This is a genomic window from Rahnella sp. PAMC25617 (assembly GCF_050606005.1).
GTDB lineage: Bacteria > Pseudomonadota > Gammaproteobacteria > Enterobacterales > Enterobacteriaceae > Rahnella > Rahnella variigena.
In genome coordinates this window covers 252,942-269,193 of sequence record NZ_JBOCUM010000003.1, presented here as the reverse complement: position 1 = coordinate 269,193, position 16,252 = coordinate 252,942, and the positions used below count along the sequence as shown (strand labels likewise).

Genomic DNA, 16,252 nt, shown 5'->3' with positions numbered 1-16,252 from the left:
CATGAGTCGCGCATGTTAAATAAACCTTAAGTAATGGATTTACATTATCTTAACGTTCGGCCTTGTTATGACAGCACATTTAAATAAATGCCGGTCTGAATAATTCACGGGATACAGCAATCTGGCGCATGATTCCTCTTTAATAACTCAAATAACTGCTTCCTGTATAATCGATTTCACTTAGGTTAGGCCGTTTTAAGACCTGAATATGCCTGCGTAAACCGCCCGGCGGGCACCCTAAATACCGTAAAAGCCGGAATGATAAGGGGTGGAAATGTGGCGGCGATCTCTTTTAAGGCCATTTTTAAACCGCAAGGGGATTAGGAATAGTTGCATTTGTGTGATTATTTGCGCCGGAGTTTCCTGGCACTTTAGGATTAATGCCATGGGGTCGATTAGCGTCACTGACGTATTACTGAAACATTCTGGTCAATCCGCATGAGAAGTGACGTCTCATACTTTTTAATGAAGTTAAAAATTAAAATACGACGTGCGGGTGAGTTTCTTATTTCCGCCAAACATCATAATCAATTCGTCAACAGCAATAACCTGGTGAGCTAATGCACAGTCGCCGGAGATATACAGGTGACGAAATGAAAAAGACTTTACTGACCCTGGCGTTACTTTCAGTCTCCTGGGTCGTTCACGCTCAGCAGTTTGATATGGCTTATTCGGAAATGAGTAGTGACAGTCCGGAACACGTCTTCGCTGGCGCGAGGAATTCATCAGGGAATTCATCAACGATTTACCAGAACGGTAATAGTAATCTGGCTGCAAATAATCAGACGGGGTACGGCAATTCCAGCGTCATCCGTCAGTCAGGGTCAGAAAATACTGCGGTGGTAAATCAGCGAGGTAATGGAAATAACGCCGATATATCCCAAAGCGGCAGCGATAACTTTGCTTATATTTCGCAAAGCGGCGGCGGGGATGCATCCATTACGCAACAGAATTTTGGCAATACGGCTTACATTCTGCAAAAAGGCCGGAGTGTGACGGAAATTCGCCAGAATGGTACGAACCAGAGCAGCGGTGTCGTACAAAACTCGTCAGGAATGGCGATTAGAGTGACACAGCATTAATACAAAATCATACCCAAAATAGTTTGAGGTGCAGGAAGGCGGCAAGGTCGGGAATCACCGGGAGCTTAGATAACTAAGCGACGGGTGTGAGCGAGTGCAGCCAACGCATCTGCAACTCGAAATATGAAGGGTAAAACATGACATCCGATATTAAACCAATGGGGTAGCATCATGAAACTTTGGAAAATTGTGGCAGTCTCCGCTTTAGTCGTCAGTGGCAGTGCGTTTGCAACCGGTTCAAATCATGGCGGCGGCGGCGGTGGTTCTACACCTCCGACAACGACACCTCCTTCAACGGTTCCGACATTCACTGCGACTCAGTGGAATTCTGAAATTCAGATTTACCAACAGGGTACCTCAAACCTGGCGAATGCCACTCAGACTGGCGCTCAAAAATCGCTGACAGCGGTTAATCAGGATGGCTACAGAAACAGCTCCAGCACCAATCAGACCGGTGATGGCAGCCTGATCAGCGTAGTGCAAAAGGGTGATTACAACGGTGCCAACGTGGCGCAGAGCGCAAACGGCAGTAAAGTGCTTGTCTCCCAGAATGGTTCAGGCAACTACGCTCAGGCGTCACAAAGCGCCAATGGCTCTCTTACCAGCATTACTCAGGTCGGTACAGCTAACCTGGCGTATGCGTCACAAAACTGATAACGCTTCCTCCCCTGCGAAGGGGAGGATCACAGCAAAACAGGGCACTAGCCCTGTTTTTTTTCGAATGAACTCTGAGGATAAACGCCATGCATTTGCTCCTGATTGCCGCCGTGATGTCCAACCAGCTGTGGTTCGACACCCACAACGACGCGCAGACCTATGTCATTACCCCGATGGTCAGTCTCACTAAAGCCTGCGCCTGTCAGGTGGCGGTTTCTGTTTCACAGGAAGGCGTGTCCGGCAGCAGCACCAGCCGCCAGAGCAGCAATGTCAATCTGACCGCTAACCAGCCACAACCGCTGGGCCGTATGCGTTTCTCCGTTCAGCCGGGCAGTAAAACCCAAATTATGATCACGGTGACGGACGGCGGATCGCTGCGTCTGGAAAAACAGATCACCTTGCCGAACGACGCCTGATTTTAAAGACGATCACACTGCCAGATTGTCGTAGCCTTTGCGGCGGTAATTGAGCGCAGAGATGCCCCAGAACACCAGGAAAATCGCCACGGCGGCGTATCCGACGCTGCCCATATTGTCATTAAGGCGTTCTACAATGGTCCATAATCCGCCGTGTAAATCGAATTTGTCGGCCAGCAGTCCGAGTGCTTCCAGTCCGCCGATAAACAGGGCGATCACCACGCTGGTGGCGGTGATGGTCATGTTGTAATAGAGCTTGCGTACCGGTTTATCAAACGCCCAGCCGTAGGCACCGACCATCACAAAGTTATCCAGTGAATCGACCAGCGCCATGCCGCTGGCAAACAGCGCCGGAAACACCAGAATGCTCCATACCGACATGCCGGAAGACGCACCTGCGGCAGAAATACCCAGCAGGCCGATTTCAGTCGCGGTATCAAAACCCAGCCCGAACAAAAATCCCACCAGATACATCTGCCAGCTTTTATTCACCAGATTAAAGGCGAAGCTGAAGATCCGGCTCATCACACCGCCTTGTACCGCGTGCAGTTCTTCTTTGGCGGTAAAGCTTTTTCCCTGTTTCACTTTCTGAAAACGACGGTAAACGTCCCGCAGGATCAACGCATTCAGCAGCGCCATCAGCAGTAAAAACAGCGCCGAAACCAGCGTGCCGATAGTGCTGCCGTAATCATGCAGCCAGCCGATTTTATTGCCGAAGACCAGCGAGGTGGCGGCAATCGCCACGCAGGCCAGTACCACAATGCTGGAATGTCCAAGGGAGAAAAATGCCCCGACGGCGACCGGCCGCTGCCCCTGTTGCATCAGCTTGCGGGTCACGTTATCGATAGCCGCAATATGATCGGCATCGACCGCGTGACGCAGTCCGTAGCTGTAAGCCAGTAATGACGCGGCGATCAGCGCCGCGTTGTGACGAAACACCGCCAGTGCCCATCCCCAGGCGAGTAAATTCACGGCCACCAGTCCGGCCAGCAGCCAGAACGCGCGGCGGTTCGAAGAGAAAAATTGACGGTTAATCATGGAGATCCTTATTTTTAAAACCAGAAGAAATCTGAGCAGAAGTATGTTGCAGACGGGCACAGGCAATGAGGGCCTGGCCCAGCGCCAGACCGCCATCACCGGCGGGAATGTGTTGTGGCATCAGCACATTCAGGGGCGCTAAGTAGCGATGTAAAAGCTGGCGCAGTAAACGGTTATGCAGCACGCCGCCGCCGGTTGCGACGGTGCGAATGCCGGTTCTGACCGCGTGATAACGGGCGAGGGTGGCGAAGCCCTGGGCGAGTGCGTCATGAAAAGCAAAGGCCCGTGCGGCGGGCGATGCCTGCCAGTCCAGCCATTGGTGCCAGAACGTCGCCAGATCCAGCAACGTGCCGTTTTCGGTATGCCGCAGCGGCATTGTGACGGGGTGTGAAATGCCGTATGACTGATGCGCCAGTGCTTCCAGCCGGCTGGCGGCTTCACCTTCCCAGCTCAGCTTCGGCGGCGCACAGCCCAGCGCGGTGGCGACGGCATCAAATAGACGTCCGCAGGAAGACGCCAGCGGAGAATTGATCCCGGCAGCAATGGCTTTTGACAGCGGCTGCCACGGTTGTGAAAGCAGTGATTGCGCTTGCGGACGCGTCTGCCAGTCCGGCACGAACGCCTGCCAGTGCGCCAGTAAATTACGCCACGGCTCGCGTGCGGCAAGGTCGCCGCCGGGCAGGGCGACGGCAGGCAATCCGCCCAAATGGTCGCAATGCAGATAACCGGCCAGCAAACATTCGCCGCCCCGCAGACTGTTTTTTTCGCCATAACCGAGGCCGTCCAGCGCCAGACCAATCACCTTTGTGCCATCCAGCGGCCAGTGATGTTCCGCCAGACAGGCGGCGATATGCGCGTGATGATGAAAGACATCTACTGTCCGCACTGCGTGGCGCTCAGCCTGCTGGTGACTGACATAACCCGGATGCGCATCGCGGGCGACAGCCACCGGGGTGCAGTCATAAAGTTGCTGAAAATGTGCAATCGCCTGCTGCTGTTGCTCCGCGATATCACTGTGCGTCAGCGAGCCCAAATGCGCGCTGAGAATGGCCTGATGACCACGCACCAGACAAAACGTATTTTTCAGATCGCCGCCCAGTGCCAGCAGCGGTGGCTGCAGACCAAAACCCGGCGGCAACGGCAGCGCATCCGGCACGTAACCGCGCGCACGGCGCAACACCTCGGTTCCCTGCGCCGTCAGCCGCACCAGCGAATCATCGGCCCGCTGAACGATATCGCGGTTATGCAGCAACCACAGATCGGCAATACCTTTCAGTTGTTCAAGTGCCTCAGAATTCGTCAGCGCCGGAGCGCATCCGGCGGCATTACCGGAGGTCATCACCAGCGGTGTCTGATATTCCTGCATCAGCAAATGATGTAATGGCGTAAACGGCAACATCAGGCCGACTTCATTAAGCTCCGGCGCAATGGCAGCACACAGCGGTGACATCGCGCTTTTCGTCGCCAGCACAACCGGTGCTGCGGGGGATTCAAGCAGTTCACGCAGTGCAAACTGGGGACTGTCGTCGCTGCATCGCGCCAGCCAGCTGACATCCGGCAGCATCACTGCCAGCGGTTTTGACGGCCGGTGTTTCCGCTCACGCAGCCGCATCACAGCGTCCTGCTGCGTGGCATCGCAGGCCAGATGAAAGCCGCCCAGCCCTTTGATGGCGACGATGTTTCCCGCCCGTAATGCGGTAACGGCGTGTGCCAGCGCGGCCTGATCCAGCGCCTGTATTTTTCCATCCTGAAATGTGGCGCTCACCTGCGGGCCGCAGTGCGGACAGGCCACCGGCTGAGCGTGAAAACGCCGGTCGGCAGGATTGTCATATTCCTGCTGGCAAGCCGGACACAGTGCGAACTGCGCCATGCTGGTGGAAGGGCGATCGTAGGGCATCGAGCGGATCAGCGTAAATCGCGGACCGCAATGGGTGCAGTTGGTAAAGGCATAGCCGAAACGACGATCGCCCGCGCGCGTGATGTCTTTGAGGCATTCCGGGCAGGTCGCCGCATCGGGCGCCACCTGAGTGTCCATCTGGCTCTGGCGACTTGGCTTGATGGTGAAATCTTCCGGCGGTGATTGCCATTCAAAAGGATCGAAACTGATGCTGTCGATACGTGCCAGCGGCGGGCAGTCGCGTTGTAACTGGCCGATAAAAGTTTCGATGTTAACCGGCGCAAGCAGCCTGATTTCGACACCGGCGCTGTCATTGCACACTTCGCCGCAAAGCTGCAGACGATCGGCCAGTTGCCAGACAAAAGGCCGGAAACCGACGCCCTGGACTTTGCCGCAGACGCGAATGAGCAGACCGGAATCAGACATAAATACCTCATACCCTTCATACTTCGAGCCGCAGATGCGTTGGCTGCACTCGCAAACCCGAATCACTGACCAGTGTCAGCTCATCGGGATTCACTCGTTTGCCGCCTTTCTAAGACTCGAATTATTTTGGGTATCAATGGTGATTTTTACCCAAAATCCAAATTAAAAACTAAACCTCAACCACCGGGATCACATCCTCGACGGCACTGCGCAGGCGCGCTTTCATGTCGCTGTAGGTTTGCTGTGCGTAATTTTCTGCCCAGCGCTGATCGGCGATCTGTTCGATTTTAACCGCGCAGTATTTGGTTTCCGGCGTTTTGGAAATCGGATCGAGATTGTCCTGCGTCAGCTCATTACAGGCACCGATCCACCACTGATACGTCATGTACACGGCACCGGCGTTGATGCGCTCGTTGTAGTTGGCGCGTGAAATGACTTTGCCGCGGCGAGATGCCACCCAGACCAGTTGCTGGTCGCGGATACCCAGAGCCTGTGCATCCACCGGGTTCATCTGAACGAAGCCCGGCTCATCGGCCAGTGTTTGCAGTGCGGCACAGTTGCCGGTCATCGAGCGACATGAGTAGTGACCGACTTCGCGCACGGTACACAGCACCAGCGGATAATCGCCGTCCGGCACTTCGGCAGGCGCACGCCACGGGGCGGCAAACAGCTGGCCTTTGCCGGTTGGCGTATCGAAGTGATTATCGGCGTAAAGGAACTGTGTCCCCGGACTTTCCAGCGTGGTGCAAGGCCACTGAACGTGTCCGAGTTCGCCCATTTTTTCGTAGGTTGCACCGTAGAACAGCGGGCAAAGGCTGCGCATTTCGTCCCAAATTTCCTGGTTATCCTGATAATGCATCGGATAGCCCATCTCCGTTGCCAGCAGGCTGATGATGTCCCAGTCGCGTTTGACGTTATATTTCGGCTCGATAGCTTTCTCGAAACGCTGGAAACCGCGATCCGCGCAGGAGAACACGCCGCCGTGCTCACCCCAGGAGGTGGCCGGTAAAATCACATCCGCCTGTTCAGCGGTTTTGGTCATGAAGATGTCCTGCACCACCACGAATTCCAGTGCCTCGAACCCTTTACGTACCAGCCCTAAATCGGCTTCGGTCTGCAACGGATCTTCGCCCATGATGTAATAGGCTTTGACCTTACCTTCAATCGCCAGATGTGGGATTTCAGTAATGCGCAGGCCGACTTCGGCGTCCATCTGGTTGACGTCGATACCCCAGGCATCGGCGAATTTTGCACGAACTTTCGGATCCGTAACCGACTGATAGCCGGGGAATTCGTTAGGCAACACGCCCATGTCGCACGCGCCCTGCACGTTATTCTGGCCGCGCACCGGACCGACGCCGACGTTAGCGCGTCCGAGATTACCGGTCAGCAATGCCAGACCCGCCAGCCCTTTGACCACGTCCACGGCCTGACCAAACTGTGTGACACCCATGCCCCACATGATGGTGGCAGAAGGCGCAGCGGCATAGGTGCGCATAGCCTGACGGATTTGTTGCGCAGAAACGCCGGTCTGTTCTTCAACGGCTTCCGGCGAGTAATCCGCGACGTTTTTGCGGTACTCCTCGAAGCCTTCGGTGTACTTGGCGACATAGTCGTGGTCATACAGATTTTCTTCGATCAGCACATGAGCGAAAGCATTCACCAGTGCCATGTTGCAGCCGTTTTTGATTTGCAGATGCTGATCGGCAATACGCGCGGTTTCAATGCGGCGCGGATCGCAGACGATAATCTGTGCGCCTTTTTCTTTAGCTTTGATCACGCGGCGGGCGACGATCGGATGGGAATCGGCGCAGTTATAGCCGATCACTAGCAGACATTTTGAGTTCTCGATATCGCCGATGGAATTACTCATCGCGCCGTTACCGAGCGTGGCCTGTAAACCGGCGACTGACGGGCCGTGACACACGCGGGCGCAGCAGTCGACGTTGTTGGTGCCGATCACCGCACGGGCAAATTTCTGCATCACGTAGTTGGTTTCATTGCCGGTACCACGGGAAGAACCGGTAGTCATGATGGCGCGCGGGCCATGTTTTTGTTTGATTTCTTTCAGACGCTGCGCGGTGTAACGGATGGCTTCATCCCAGCTCACGGCTTCGAATTTGCCGCCTTTCTGACGGCGGATCATCGGCTGCGTCAGACGTGGTGTCAGCAGTTTGGTGTCATTGAGAAAATCCCAGCCGTAATAGCCTTTCAGGCACAGTTCACCCTGATTGGTCACGCCGTTCGCGGCTTCGGCGCGAATGATTTTTCCGTTATCCACCACCAGATTCAGTTTGCATCCGGCGCCGCAATACGGGCAGACAGTAGTAACTTTTTTCATTGAATGACTTCCTCTATCCGGGGTTAAAACAGCAAGGGTGAAGTGCTGTCGAGCGCAGCGCGGCGGCGTTTTTCTGCGTTCATTTCCTGTAACTGGTTGCGGTCGATGGCGAAGAGCGCATTGGTCGGGCAGATTTCCATGCAGGCCGGGCCTTCGCTGCGCAAATAGCACAGGTCGCATTTATGCGCTTCGGCTTTATCGGAGGTCGCGACCATCGCCGCGCCGTTCTGGCGGAAAATCGGTTTGGTGACCACTTCCATCGCGCCATACGGGCAGGCGACGACGCAGGTTTTGCAGCCGATGCAGCGTTCCTGCATCACCTGAACGTGGTCGCCGGTGCGGGCAATCGCGCCGTTCGGGCAGACATTGGCGCAGGGGGCGTCTTCGCACTGACGGCACATGACGGGAGTGCTGAGATTAACGCCTTTGATCACATGTAAACGTGGCGCGAAGGTCTCGGCATTGAGCAGCGAGATATCCTGCGAATCGCTGTGCGCCATCACGCAGGCAATTTCACAGGTACGGCAGCCGATGCATTTTTTGGGGTCGGCGATGATGAACCGGTTCATGATGATTTAATCCCTAAGTCATTGGTTTCAGGTACTGGCTATACATAAAGCGTGCCAGTTCCTGTTTTTAATTTTTAATCATTAAATTCAGTAAGTTAAATTTAACTGATGCGCCGCTGACGAAATTTTTCACTGACGTCATATTTGCGTCGTCACCGTATCGACAGTTATGTCGAAACTGTAAAAGGGGCGATCCCCAGACCCGTTTCCAGTCGCGGTAACAACTGATGCAGGCGGCTGACTGCCTGTTCTACGGCGGCGCTCATCGGGTAATAAAACGCGACAACGTCGGGCTGAATGCCGACAAACGTGATCTGCGGGATATCCTCACGCAGTTGCTGCATGAGAAAGGTCAGCGGCAGATTGTGGGTGGTCATCATGAACATGTCGGCGATATCTTCCTCGGCGATAATGCGCATTTCGCCGGGAGCCAGCCCCATATCGGTAGCGTCGGCAATCACCAGATGCTGCGGAGACAGTTCGCGTAAAAAGCCGATGTCGTTTTCGGGTGCGGCACCGCCGTCCACCACTGTCCAGCCGGGCAGCGGTTTTTCCGCGCACACTTCAGCCAGACGGGGGCCTGCGCCATCGTCGCCCATCATGCTGTTGCCCACGCACAACAGTGCGTAGCGGGGGAGATTCTCAGGGTAATCAGGCATCGTATCTCCTGACCATCAGGTACATGGCGGGGTCGTGTTCAATTTGCGAGAGCAGGGCGGTAAGCTGATCGCTCCAGCCACGCTGTTCAGCATTCATCTGCGGACGCGCATCGCGCAGCGCCAGTGCCAGCAAATGCGTGTGGCTGCTGTCGATATTGATCTCGCCAAAACGCTGGACACCGGCCAGTTTGCGGCGCGCTTCGCTGTTTTCCGCCAGACAGTTAATCCAGTGCAGATAACCGTCGAGCGGGCATTCGAGGCGCGATTGCAGACAGTCGATCACCCCGAGGTGATGGCCGATAGCCAGGCTGTAATAAATCACTTCCTGCGCTTTCTGCGAGCTGCGTTTCTGTGCGCTTTTCTCATCGACGAACTTGCTGCTCAGCGAATAGAAAACCACTTTGTTTTTGTCAGGCGTATGACCGGCATAAGGCTGATGGCGCGCGTAGCGCTGGTCGTTGACGGAAGTCATCACAGACGCACCTCGCCACGCAGCACCTGCTGATAAATGTGTTGCAGATTGCCGACGATTTCGCTCAGACGCAGGTCACCCTGTTCCGCCAGATAAGTCGCAACGCGCTGTTCCACCGGCTGTAAACCGGGGGCAGCGACGAGATCCATAAACTGATCGGCTATCTGGCGACCGTAGCGGTAACCTGCCATCCTGCGTGCTTCACGATCCAGCAGTACGCGCAGCGGCTGCGGCAAGTCCGGATGCAATAAAGCAGCCGGTTCTGCGGCGGCCACGTCGTGCTGCTGGCCTTTGATTTTTTGATCCAGCAAACCCAGCGCCATCGCGAACCCGTAAATGGTGGCTGCCGGGGTCGGCGGGCAGCCGGGAATGTAAACATCCACGGGCACGATTTTGTCGGTGCCGCCCCAGACGCAATAAAGGTCGTGGAAAATTCCGCCGCTGTTACCGCACGCGCCGTAGGAAATACAGATTTTCGGATCCGGCGCGGAATCCCAGGCGCGCAAAGCGGGCATACGCATGGCGCGGGTGACGGCACCGGTGAACAGTAAAATGTCCGCGTGGCGGGGCGACGGAACGACTTTGATGCCAAAGCGTTCGGCGTCGAACAGCGGCGAAATGGCGGCGAAAATCTCAATCTCACAGCCGTTACAGCCGCCACAGTCCACGCGATAAACGTAGGCCGAACGGCGGATGTTATTGAGTAATGTCGATTTCAGCGCGGCGATACTTTCATCAAGCGTAACCGGCACCGGCAGGCCATTCTCGTCACGCGGCGCAATCGGGTTATGGCTCATCAGCGGGCCTCCGTAGTCATATGGCGGCCAATATCAATGCGGTCGCTGGAAGAGAGACCGTGCATTTTTTTGCACGCCGGACAGGTTTCATACTGCACGCGGCGATCGCTGATCTGCCGGTCGCTCAGCGCGGCGCTTTCCTGTAACAGGCTGAGCGCAAAGTCGATTTCTTTTTGGACGGCGTAAGGTTTGCCGCATTCCCGGCAATGGCAGACAGGGAAATCTGCGGTTTCATACAGGTCTTCTTTGCGCCAGACCGCCAGTTCGAACTCCTGAGACAATTTGATCGCCGCCGTCGGGCAGACTTCCTCGCAGCGGGCGCAGAAAATACAGCGCCCTAAAAACAGCTGCCAGCGGATCGTTTCGCCGTCTTCTGCCGTGGTCATGGTCAGCGCATTCGACGGACAGGCATTAGCGCAGGCGCCGCAGGCGATGCACTGTTGCGCGGTGTATTGCGGCTTACCACGAAAATTGGGCGCTAAATCCAGCGGTTCGAACGGATATCCCACCGTTGCCGTGCCGGTTTTGAGCACTTTTTTAATCAGTTTCAGCATGATTTGAGCGGCTCCTTAAAGCGGCGAGTTTTTGCGTTCGATGCCGTAACGTTCGATCTCTTTGTAAGGCACGACGATGGACGTTTTCTTGCGTACATCGACCACCGTCATGCGGTCGGTGCAGGAATAGCAAGGGTCGAGACTGCCGATAATCAGCGGTGCGTCGGAGACAGTATTGCCGCGCAACATGTAGCGCAGCGTCGGCCAGTTGGCGTAGGTCGCCGCACGGCAGCGCCAGCGGAACAGCTTCTGATTGTCACCGGTCATGCTCCAGTGAATGTCGTCACCGCGTGGCGCTTCGGCAAAACCGAGCGCGAAACGGTGCGGAATATAATTAAAGCCTTCTACCGCCAGCGGGCCACCAGGCAGGCTTTGCAGGCCAAACTCGATCATATTCAGGGAGTTAAAGACTTCGTGAATGCGCACTTTCAGGCGGGAATAAACGTCGTTACCGGTTTCGCTGTACAGTTCGAACGGCAGTTTGGCGTAACCGGCGTAAGGGTGATCCTGTCGCATGTCGCGGCGGTGTCCGCTGCCGCGCACCATCGGGCCGACGTTGCTGAAATCGCGCGCCACCTGCGGATCCAGAATGCCAACGCCCATGCTGCGTTGTTCGGTGTTGGCGGTACTCAGCAGAATATCCACCAGCTCATTCAGGTCACGACGCATGCCGCCTGCCAGCGCAATCGTGGCAATCATGTCGTCTTTTAAGATGTCGCGACGGATGCCGCCGATCAGGTTCATGCCGTAGGTTTTACGCGCACCGGTCAGGATTTCCGCCATCTTCATCGACTGCTCACGGATGCGGAAAAACTGCATAAAACCGGAGTCAAATCCGACAAAGTGACAGGCCAGCCCGAGGTTCAGTAAATGGCTGTGCAGGCGTTCTACTTCCAGCAAAATGGAGCGGATCATCTGGGCGCGTTCCGGTACCACAATCCCCATCGCGTTTTCGACCGACGAGGTATACGCCACGCTGTGGGTAAACCCGCAAATGCCGCACACGCGGTCAGACAGGAACGTCACTTCGTTATAGCCCATGCGGGTTTCGGCCAGTTTTTCCATGCCGCGATGCACATAGAACAAACGGTAATCCGCGTCGATAATGTCTTCGCCATCGACAAACAGACGAAAGTGTCCGGGTTCGTCAGAAGTGACGTGCAGCGGGCCAATTGGCACAATTTTGCTGCCTTCTTTGGCCTCAGAAATAAACGGATAGGTTTCTTCATCTGTGGTCGGTGCAGGGCGCTGGCGGTAATCCATCGCGTCTTTGCGCAGCGGATATAAATCGTCAGGCCAGTCATCCGGCAACACCAGACGACGTTCGTCCGGCAGCCCTACCGGACGCAAACCATACATATCACGCACTTCACGCTCACCCCAGACCGCCGCCGGTACGCGCGGTGTCACGGACGGGAATTCCAGTGAAATCGGATCCACCTCGGCGCGCACGGTTATCCAGCACTTCACGCCTTTCTCCATCGACAGCACGTAATACAGCGCGTAGTTGCCGCACAGCGTGCGTTCGTCGTTACCGAACAGCACGGAAAGCCAGCCGCCCTGCTGGTAATACAGCCATTCGACCACTTCCGGCAGCCAGTTCAGCCTGATGGTGACGGTCGCCTGCGTGTCGGTCTGCCATTCGCTGCCCAGAATCGCCGACGGAAACTGTTTTGCCAGCGCAGCCAGATACTCTTTGCCGACCGGGTTTTGATTTAATGCGGTGTTGAACTCACTCATTGCAAAGCCTCTTCCCGCCGCAGCGGGACAAGAAAAATGTCAGGTCAGCCTGCGACCAGCCAGGAAACCAGCGCCAGAAACGCCAGACCGAATCCCGCCCACGTAGTGCGGGAGGTTTTAAGAAAGCGCAGACGGGCGACGCTGTTTTCGATGAGCGCGACGACAAACACCGCGATCAGCAGTTTCAGCAGACACAACACCACGGCGATCAGCAGCGTCAGCGGCGTAATGTGTTCTGCCAGTCCGAACGGGAAGAACAGGCCGAGAAACAGTTGCAACACCACCAGTTGTTTCAGGCTGATGCCGATTTTCACCACGCCTAACGCCGCGCCGGAATATTCGGTCAGCGGACCTTCCTGTAACTCCTGCTCAGCTTCGGCCATATCAAACGGCAGCTTGCCCATTTCGATATAGGTGGCGAACGCACAGGCCAGACCGGCCAGAATCAGGGTTAATGAAGAGGAAACCGGCCAGTGCTGTACCCGCGCCGCAATCGTGCCGAGTGATGTGGAACCGGCGACCAGCGCCGCCACCCACAGGCCGAGCAGCAAAATGGGCTCAACCAAAACGCCGAGTACCGCTTCACGGCTGGCGCCTATGCCGGTGAAAGTGCTGCCGGTGTCGAGTCCGGCGATGGCAAATACAAAGCGCACTACCGCAAACAGATAGATAACGGTGATCAGATCACCCGCCGCGCCCACCGGCGATGTCAGCGTCACCACAGGCAGCGCGGTGGCAATGACCAGTAAACCGCCGGTCAGCAGATACGGCATACTGCGAAACGCCATGCCTGCCGCCGCGGGGGCAACGCTCTGTCGCCGGAGTAATTTGGCGATATCACGGTATTCCTGTAATACGCCGGGCCCGCGCCGGTTGTGCATCCGCGCACGCATCACGCGGCTGAATCCGGCAAATAACGGCGCGACAGCCAGCAATGCCGCCGCCTGAATCAGCGCCAGCGGCCACAGCGAACCGGCCAGCAGGGAAGGAAAGTTCATAGTCAGTTCCTCAGGCAAAAGCCACGACCAGTAATACGGCCAGTTCGATGAACGCCAGACGACGGCAGAACGCCCCCAGCCAGCCACGGTGCAGGGCTGAAACCAGTGACGCCGGTGTCGCATGGCTGCGCAGACGGTAAAGCGGGGCAAACATCACGCGCAGCGGCTGGGCGAAACCGGTCGCCGTCACCACCATGTCGGCGGAGTGCGCGTAACCACAGGCCCAGGCATCGCCACGCGAACGGTTTGGCAGCCGCGCGCCACGCAGAACTGCGGCGATAAGCCACGGCACTAACGGCATTCCCAGCAGCAAAATGGCCACCATCGGGGCAGACACCGCGGACGCCGGCGAGAACGCCACGCCATGCTGAGCAGCCAGCAGAACCGGCGTGTTCAGTACGGAGGCGGCGACAGCAGAGAATTGCGGAATAATCCACGGGGAAGCCACGCCGGAAATCACGCACAACAACGCCAGTAATACGGTGCTGAACGTCATGGCGCGTGGTGCCGGTGTGGCGTCTGCGGCAGCCTGGCTGCGCGGTGTACCCAGGAACGTGACGCCAAAAACTTTGGCAATACACATCAGCGCCAGCGCGCCGGTCAGTGCCAGACCGACCGCCAGCAGCGGCCCCATCAGGCGGGCGATAAAGACGTGGCTGCTGCTCAGCTGGAACAGCGACTGGTACAGCAGCCATTCACTGGCGAAACCGTTTAACGGCGGCAGCGCGGCCATCGACATTAATGCGATCAGCATCGCTACCGCTGTCCACGGCATCAGACGGGCGATACCGCCGAGTTTTTCCATGTCCTTTATGCCGGTCTGCATTTCAATTTCACCGGCACCGAGGAACAGCGCTGTTTTAAACAGTCCGTGGTTGAACAGATGGAACAGACCCGCCAGCAGCGCAAGGGAAGCCAGCACCGGCTGGTTCAGCGCCACGCCGGTCATTGCCCCGCCAATACCGAGCAAAATAATCCCGACGTTTTCCAGCGTGTGATAGGCCAGCAGACGGCGGATATCGTGCTCCATCAGCGCATACAACCCGCCGATAAACGCGGTCAGGATTGCCAGAAGCAATACCATCAGGCCCCACCAGAGTGGCGGTGCGCCCAGCAGATCCAGACCGACTTTTACGATGCCGATAATGCCGATTTTCATCAGGGCAGAAGAGAACAGGGCGGCGGCGTGAGCAGGCGCGCTGGAATGCGACTGCGGCACCCAGGCGTGCAGCGGGATAATCCCGGCGTATAGCCCGAAACCGGCCAGCGCCAGCAGGAAGGCCGCCGATTTAATGCCCGGCGTGAACGCCGTGTGGCGCAGCACCTCAAAATTGACGCTGCCGCTGGCGTGATGCAGCAGCGCGAAGGCCAGGATCAGACACAGTGTGCCGAGGCGGCCGGATAAAAACTGATTCAGACCGGCACGGCGGCTTTTCACATCGTCAGCCTGAACAATCATGAAATAGGCGCACAGGGCAGCCAGTTCCATCATCAGGATCAGTTCCACGGCGCTGGCCGACATCGCCGCCGCTGTCAGTGCGGCCATCAGCAGATTGCACATCAGACCGGTGCGGGCGCGCTTAGGGGCTCTCACATTCGCCAGCCACGCACAGGCATACAGGCTGCACATCAGCGCGGTGACGGACATCGCCAGCAGGATTAAGGCATTCAGCGCAGTCAGTTCAGCGTGAAAAGGCACCACCGGCAGTACGGCCTGAACCGCCACACCGCCCTGCAAAATCTGTAACGCCGCCACGATAACGCACAGCGCTGCCGCCATGCCGCCTGCGCCAAAAATCAGGCTGCTGATTTTCGTCATGGACGCCAGAAGCCAGCCACCAAGGCCGCTCAGCACCCAAATCAGCAGCGCCAGCGCCAGTAACGACGCCGGTTCACCGGTAAATAGAGTCGTCATTATTTAGCCTCCGTATCAGGGGCGTTCAGTGAAGTCAGTCCGGCGGGGAAAACGTTCATGGCATTGAGGCGTTTTTGCTGGCTGGAATATTCAGACAGGCTGGCGGTAACCAGCGTGATGGCCTGGGTCGGACAGGTTTTGATGCATGCCGGACCTTCCGGGCTGAAGCTGCATAAATCGCATTTCACCGCCACGGCGCGAAGCCCTGGCACGCAGTCGAGAAACGTGCTGACAGCGCGTGGCGCACGCGGTGCGGGCAGCGCTTTTGAGGTATTGCAGTCACGCGGGGTATCAACAGGTGTGCTGGCGGAAAACGTTATCGCCCCGAACGGACAGGCGATGCCGCACAGTTTGCAGCTCACACACAGGCTCTCGTTAAGATGAATGGCGTCGTTTTCACGGGTGATGGCGTTCACCGGACAGACCTGCGCACACGGCGCGTCTTCGCACTGGTGACACATCACCGGCGCAGAATCCAGCCGGTTGCGCATCACCTGCAAGCGGGGCTCGGATTGCAGGCCGTGAAGCTGGTGCTCCTGCGAACAACTCGCCATACAGGTATTGCAGCCGATACAAAGTTTGGGGTCCGCGATCACATACTGATTCATGGCGGCCATATTGCGCATGAAGTCTCCTTGGTATTTCGTCAAAGGTGACGAAATCGGCACTTGAATTGACATTTCGACATTTA

At 56.7% G+C, this 16,252-nt stretch carries 15 protein-coding genes; 3 read left to right on the top strand and 12 right to left on the bottom strand.

The window, feature by feature from the left end:
* Positions 1 to 593 precede the first annotated feature (593 nt).
* From ACM615_RS03400 to csgC, 3 genes are all read left to right on the top strand, one after another.
* Positions 594 to 1,082, top strand: coding sequence for a curlin (locus ACM615_RS03400; protein ID WP_132967065.1), 489 nt, complete (start codon positions 594 to 596; stop codon positions 1,080 to 1,082).
* Between the two features lie 171 nt (positions 1,083 to 1,253).
* Positions 1,254 to 1,736 carry a curli major subunit CsgA gene (gene csgA, locus ACM615_RS03395; protein WP_129639093.1) on the top strand — a complete coding sequence of 161 codons (483 nt, stop codon included), beginning with the start codon at positions 1,254 to 1,256 and terminating at the stop codon, positions 1,734 to 1,736.
* Positions 1,737 to 1,825: 89 nt separating this feature from the next.
* On the top strand, positions 1,826 to 2,155 hold the full coding sequence (csgC, locus tag ACM615_RS03390; RefSeq protein WP_113876975.1) for a curli assembly chaperone CsgC: 330 nt from the start codon (positions 1,826 to 1,828) through the stop codon (positions 2,153 to 2,155).
* Between the two features lie 12 nt (positions 2,156 to 2,167).
* Here csgC and ACM615_RS03385 read toward each other — a convergent pair whose 3' ends face one another.
* From ACM615_RS03385 to ACM615_RS03330, 12 genes are all read right to left on the bottom strand, one after another.
* Positions 2,168 to 3,193, bottom strand: a complete 1,026-nt coding sequence (locus tag ACM615_RS03385) for a HoxN/HupN/NixA family nickel/cobalt transporter (RefSeq protein WP_112290765.1) — start codon at positions 3,191 to 3,193, stop codon at positions 2,168 to 2,170.
* Positions 3,186 to 5,516 carry a carbamoyltransferase HypF gene (gene hypF, locus ACM615_RS03380; RefSeq protein ID WP_431011443.1) on the bottom strand — a complete coding sequence of 777 codons (2,331 nt, stop codon included), beginning with the start codon at positions 5,514 to 5,516 and terminating at the stop codon, positions 3,186 to 3,188. The genes ACM615_RS03385 and hypF overlap by 8 nt, the downstream gene beginning before the upstream one ends.
* 169 nt (positions 5,517 to 5,685) lie before the next feature.
* Positions 5,686 to 7,857 carry a formate dehydrogenase subunit alpha gene (fdhF, locus tag ACM615_RS03375; protein ID WP_112290051.1) on the bottom strand — a complete coding sequence of 724 codons (2,172 nt, stop codon included), beginning with the start codon at positions 7,855 to 7,857 and terminating at the stop codon, positions 5,686 to 5,688.
* Between the two features lie 23 nt (positions 7,858 to 7,880).
* Positions 7,881 to 8,426, bottom strand: coding sequence for an electron transport protein HydN (gene hydN, locus ACM615_RS03370; protein WP_112290053.1), 546 nt, complete (start codon positions 8,424 to 8,426; stop codon positions 7,881 to 7,883).
* Positions 8,427 to 8,593: 167 nt separating this feature from the next.
* Positions 8,594 to 9,085, bottom strand: a complete 492-nt coding sequence (gene hycI, locus ACM615_RS03365) for a hydrogenase maturation peptidase HycI (protein WP_129639090.1) — start codon at positions 9,083 to 9,085, stop codon at positions 8,594 to 8,596.
* On the bottom strand, positions 9,078 to 9,557 hold the full coding sequence (locus ACM615_RS03360; RefSeq protein WP_129639456.1) for a formate hydrogenlyase maturation HycH family protein: 480 nt from the start codon (positions 9,555 to 9,557) through the stop codon (positions 9,078 to 9,080). The genes hycI and ACM615_RS03360 overlap by 8 nt, the downstream gene beginning before the upstream one ends.
* Positions 9,557 to 10,354: an NADH-quinone oxidoreductase subunit B family protein gene (locus ACM615_RS03355; RefSeq protein ID WP_112290058.1), complete on the bottom strand. Its 798-nt coding sequence runs from the start codon at positions 10,352 to 10,354 to the stop codon at positions 9,557 to 9,559. Before ACM615_RS03355 ends, ACM615_RS03360 begins: the two co-directional genes overlap by 1 nt.
* Positions 10,354 to 10,908 carry a formate hydrogenlyase complex iron-sulfur subunit gene (locus ACM615_RS03350; protein WP_113876982.1) on the bottom strand — a complete coding sequence of 185 codons (555 nt, stop codon included), beginning with the start codon at positions 10,906 to 10,908 and terminating at the stop codon, positions 10,354 to 10,356. The genes ACM615_RS03355 and ACM615_RS03350 overlap by 1 nt, the downstream gene beginning before the upstream one ends.
* Positions 10,909 to 10,923: 15 nt before the next feature.
* A complete protein-coding gene (locus ACM615_RS03345) occupies positions 10,924 to 12,648 on the bottom strand; it encodes an NADH-quinone oxidoreductase subunit C (RefSeq protein WP_113876983.1) in 1,725 nt (574 codons plus the stop codon).
* A gap of 44 nt (positions 12,649 to 12,692) precedes the next feature.
* A complete protein-coding gene (locus tag ACM615_RS03340; RefSeq protein WP_431011442.1) occupies positions 12,693 to 13,646 on the bottom strand; it encodes a respiratory chain complex I subunit 1 family protein in 954 nt (317 codons plus the stop codon).
* A gap of 10 nt (positions 13,647 to 13,656) precedes the next feature.
* Complete coding sequence (locus ACM615_RS03335; RefSeq protein WP_431011441.1) at positions 13,657 to 15,561, bottom strand: proton-conducting transporter membrane subunit; 1,905 nt, start codon at positions 15,559 to 15,561, stop codon at positions 13,657 to 13,659.
* Positions 15,561 to 16,169, bottom strand: a complete 609-nt coding sequence (locus ACM615_RS03330) for a 4Fe-4S dicluster domain-containing protein (RefSeq protein WP_431011521.1) — start codon at positions 16,167 to 16,169, stop codon at positions 15,561 to 15,563. Before ACM615_RS03330 ends, ACM615_RS03335 begins: the two co-directional genes overlap by 1 nt.
* Positions 16,170 to 16,252: the final 83 nt, after the last annotated feature.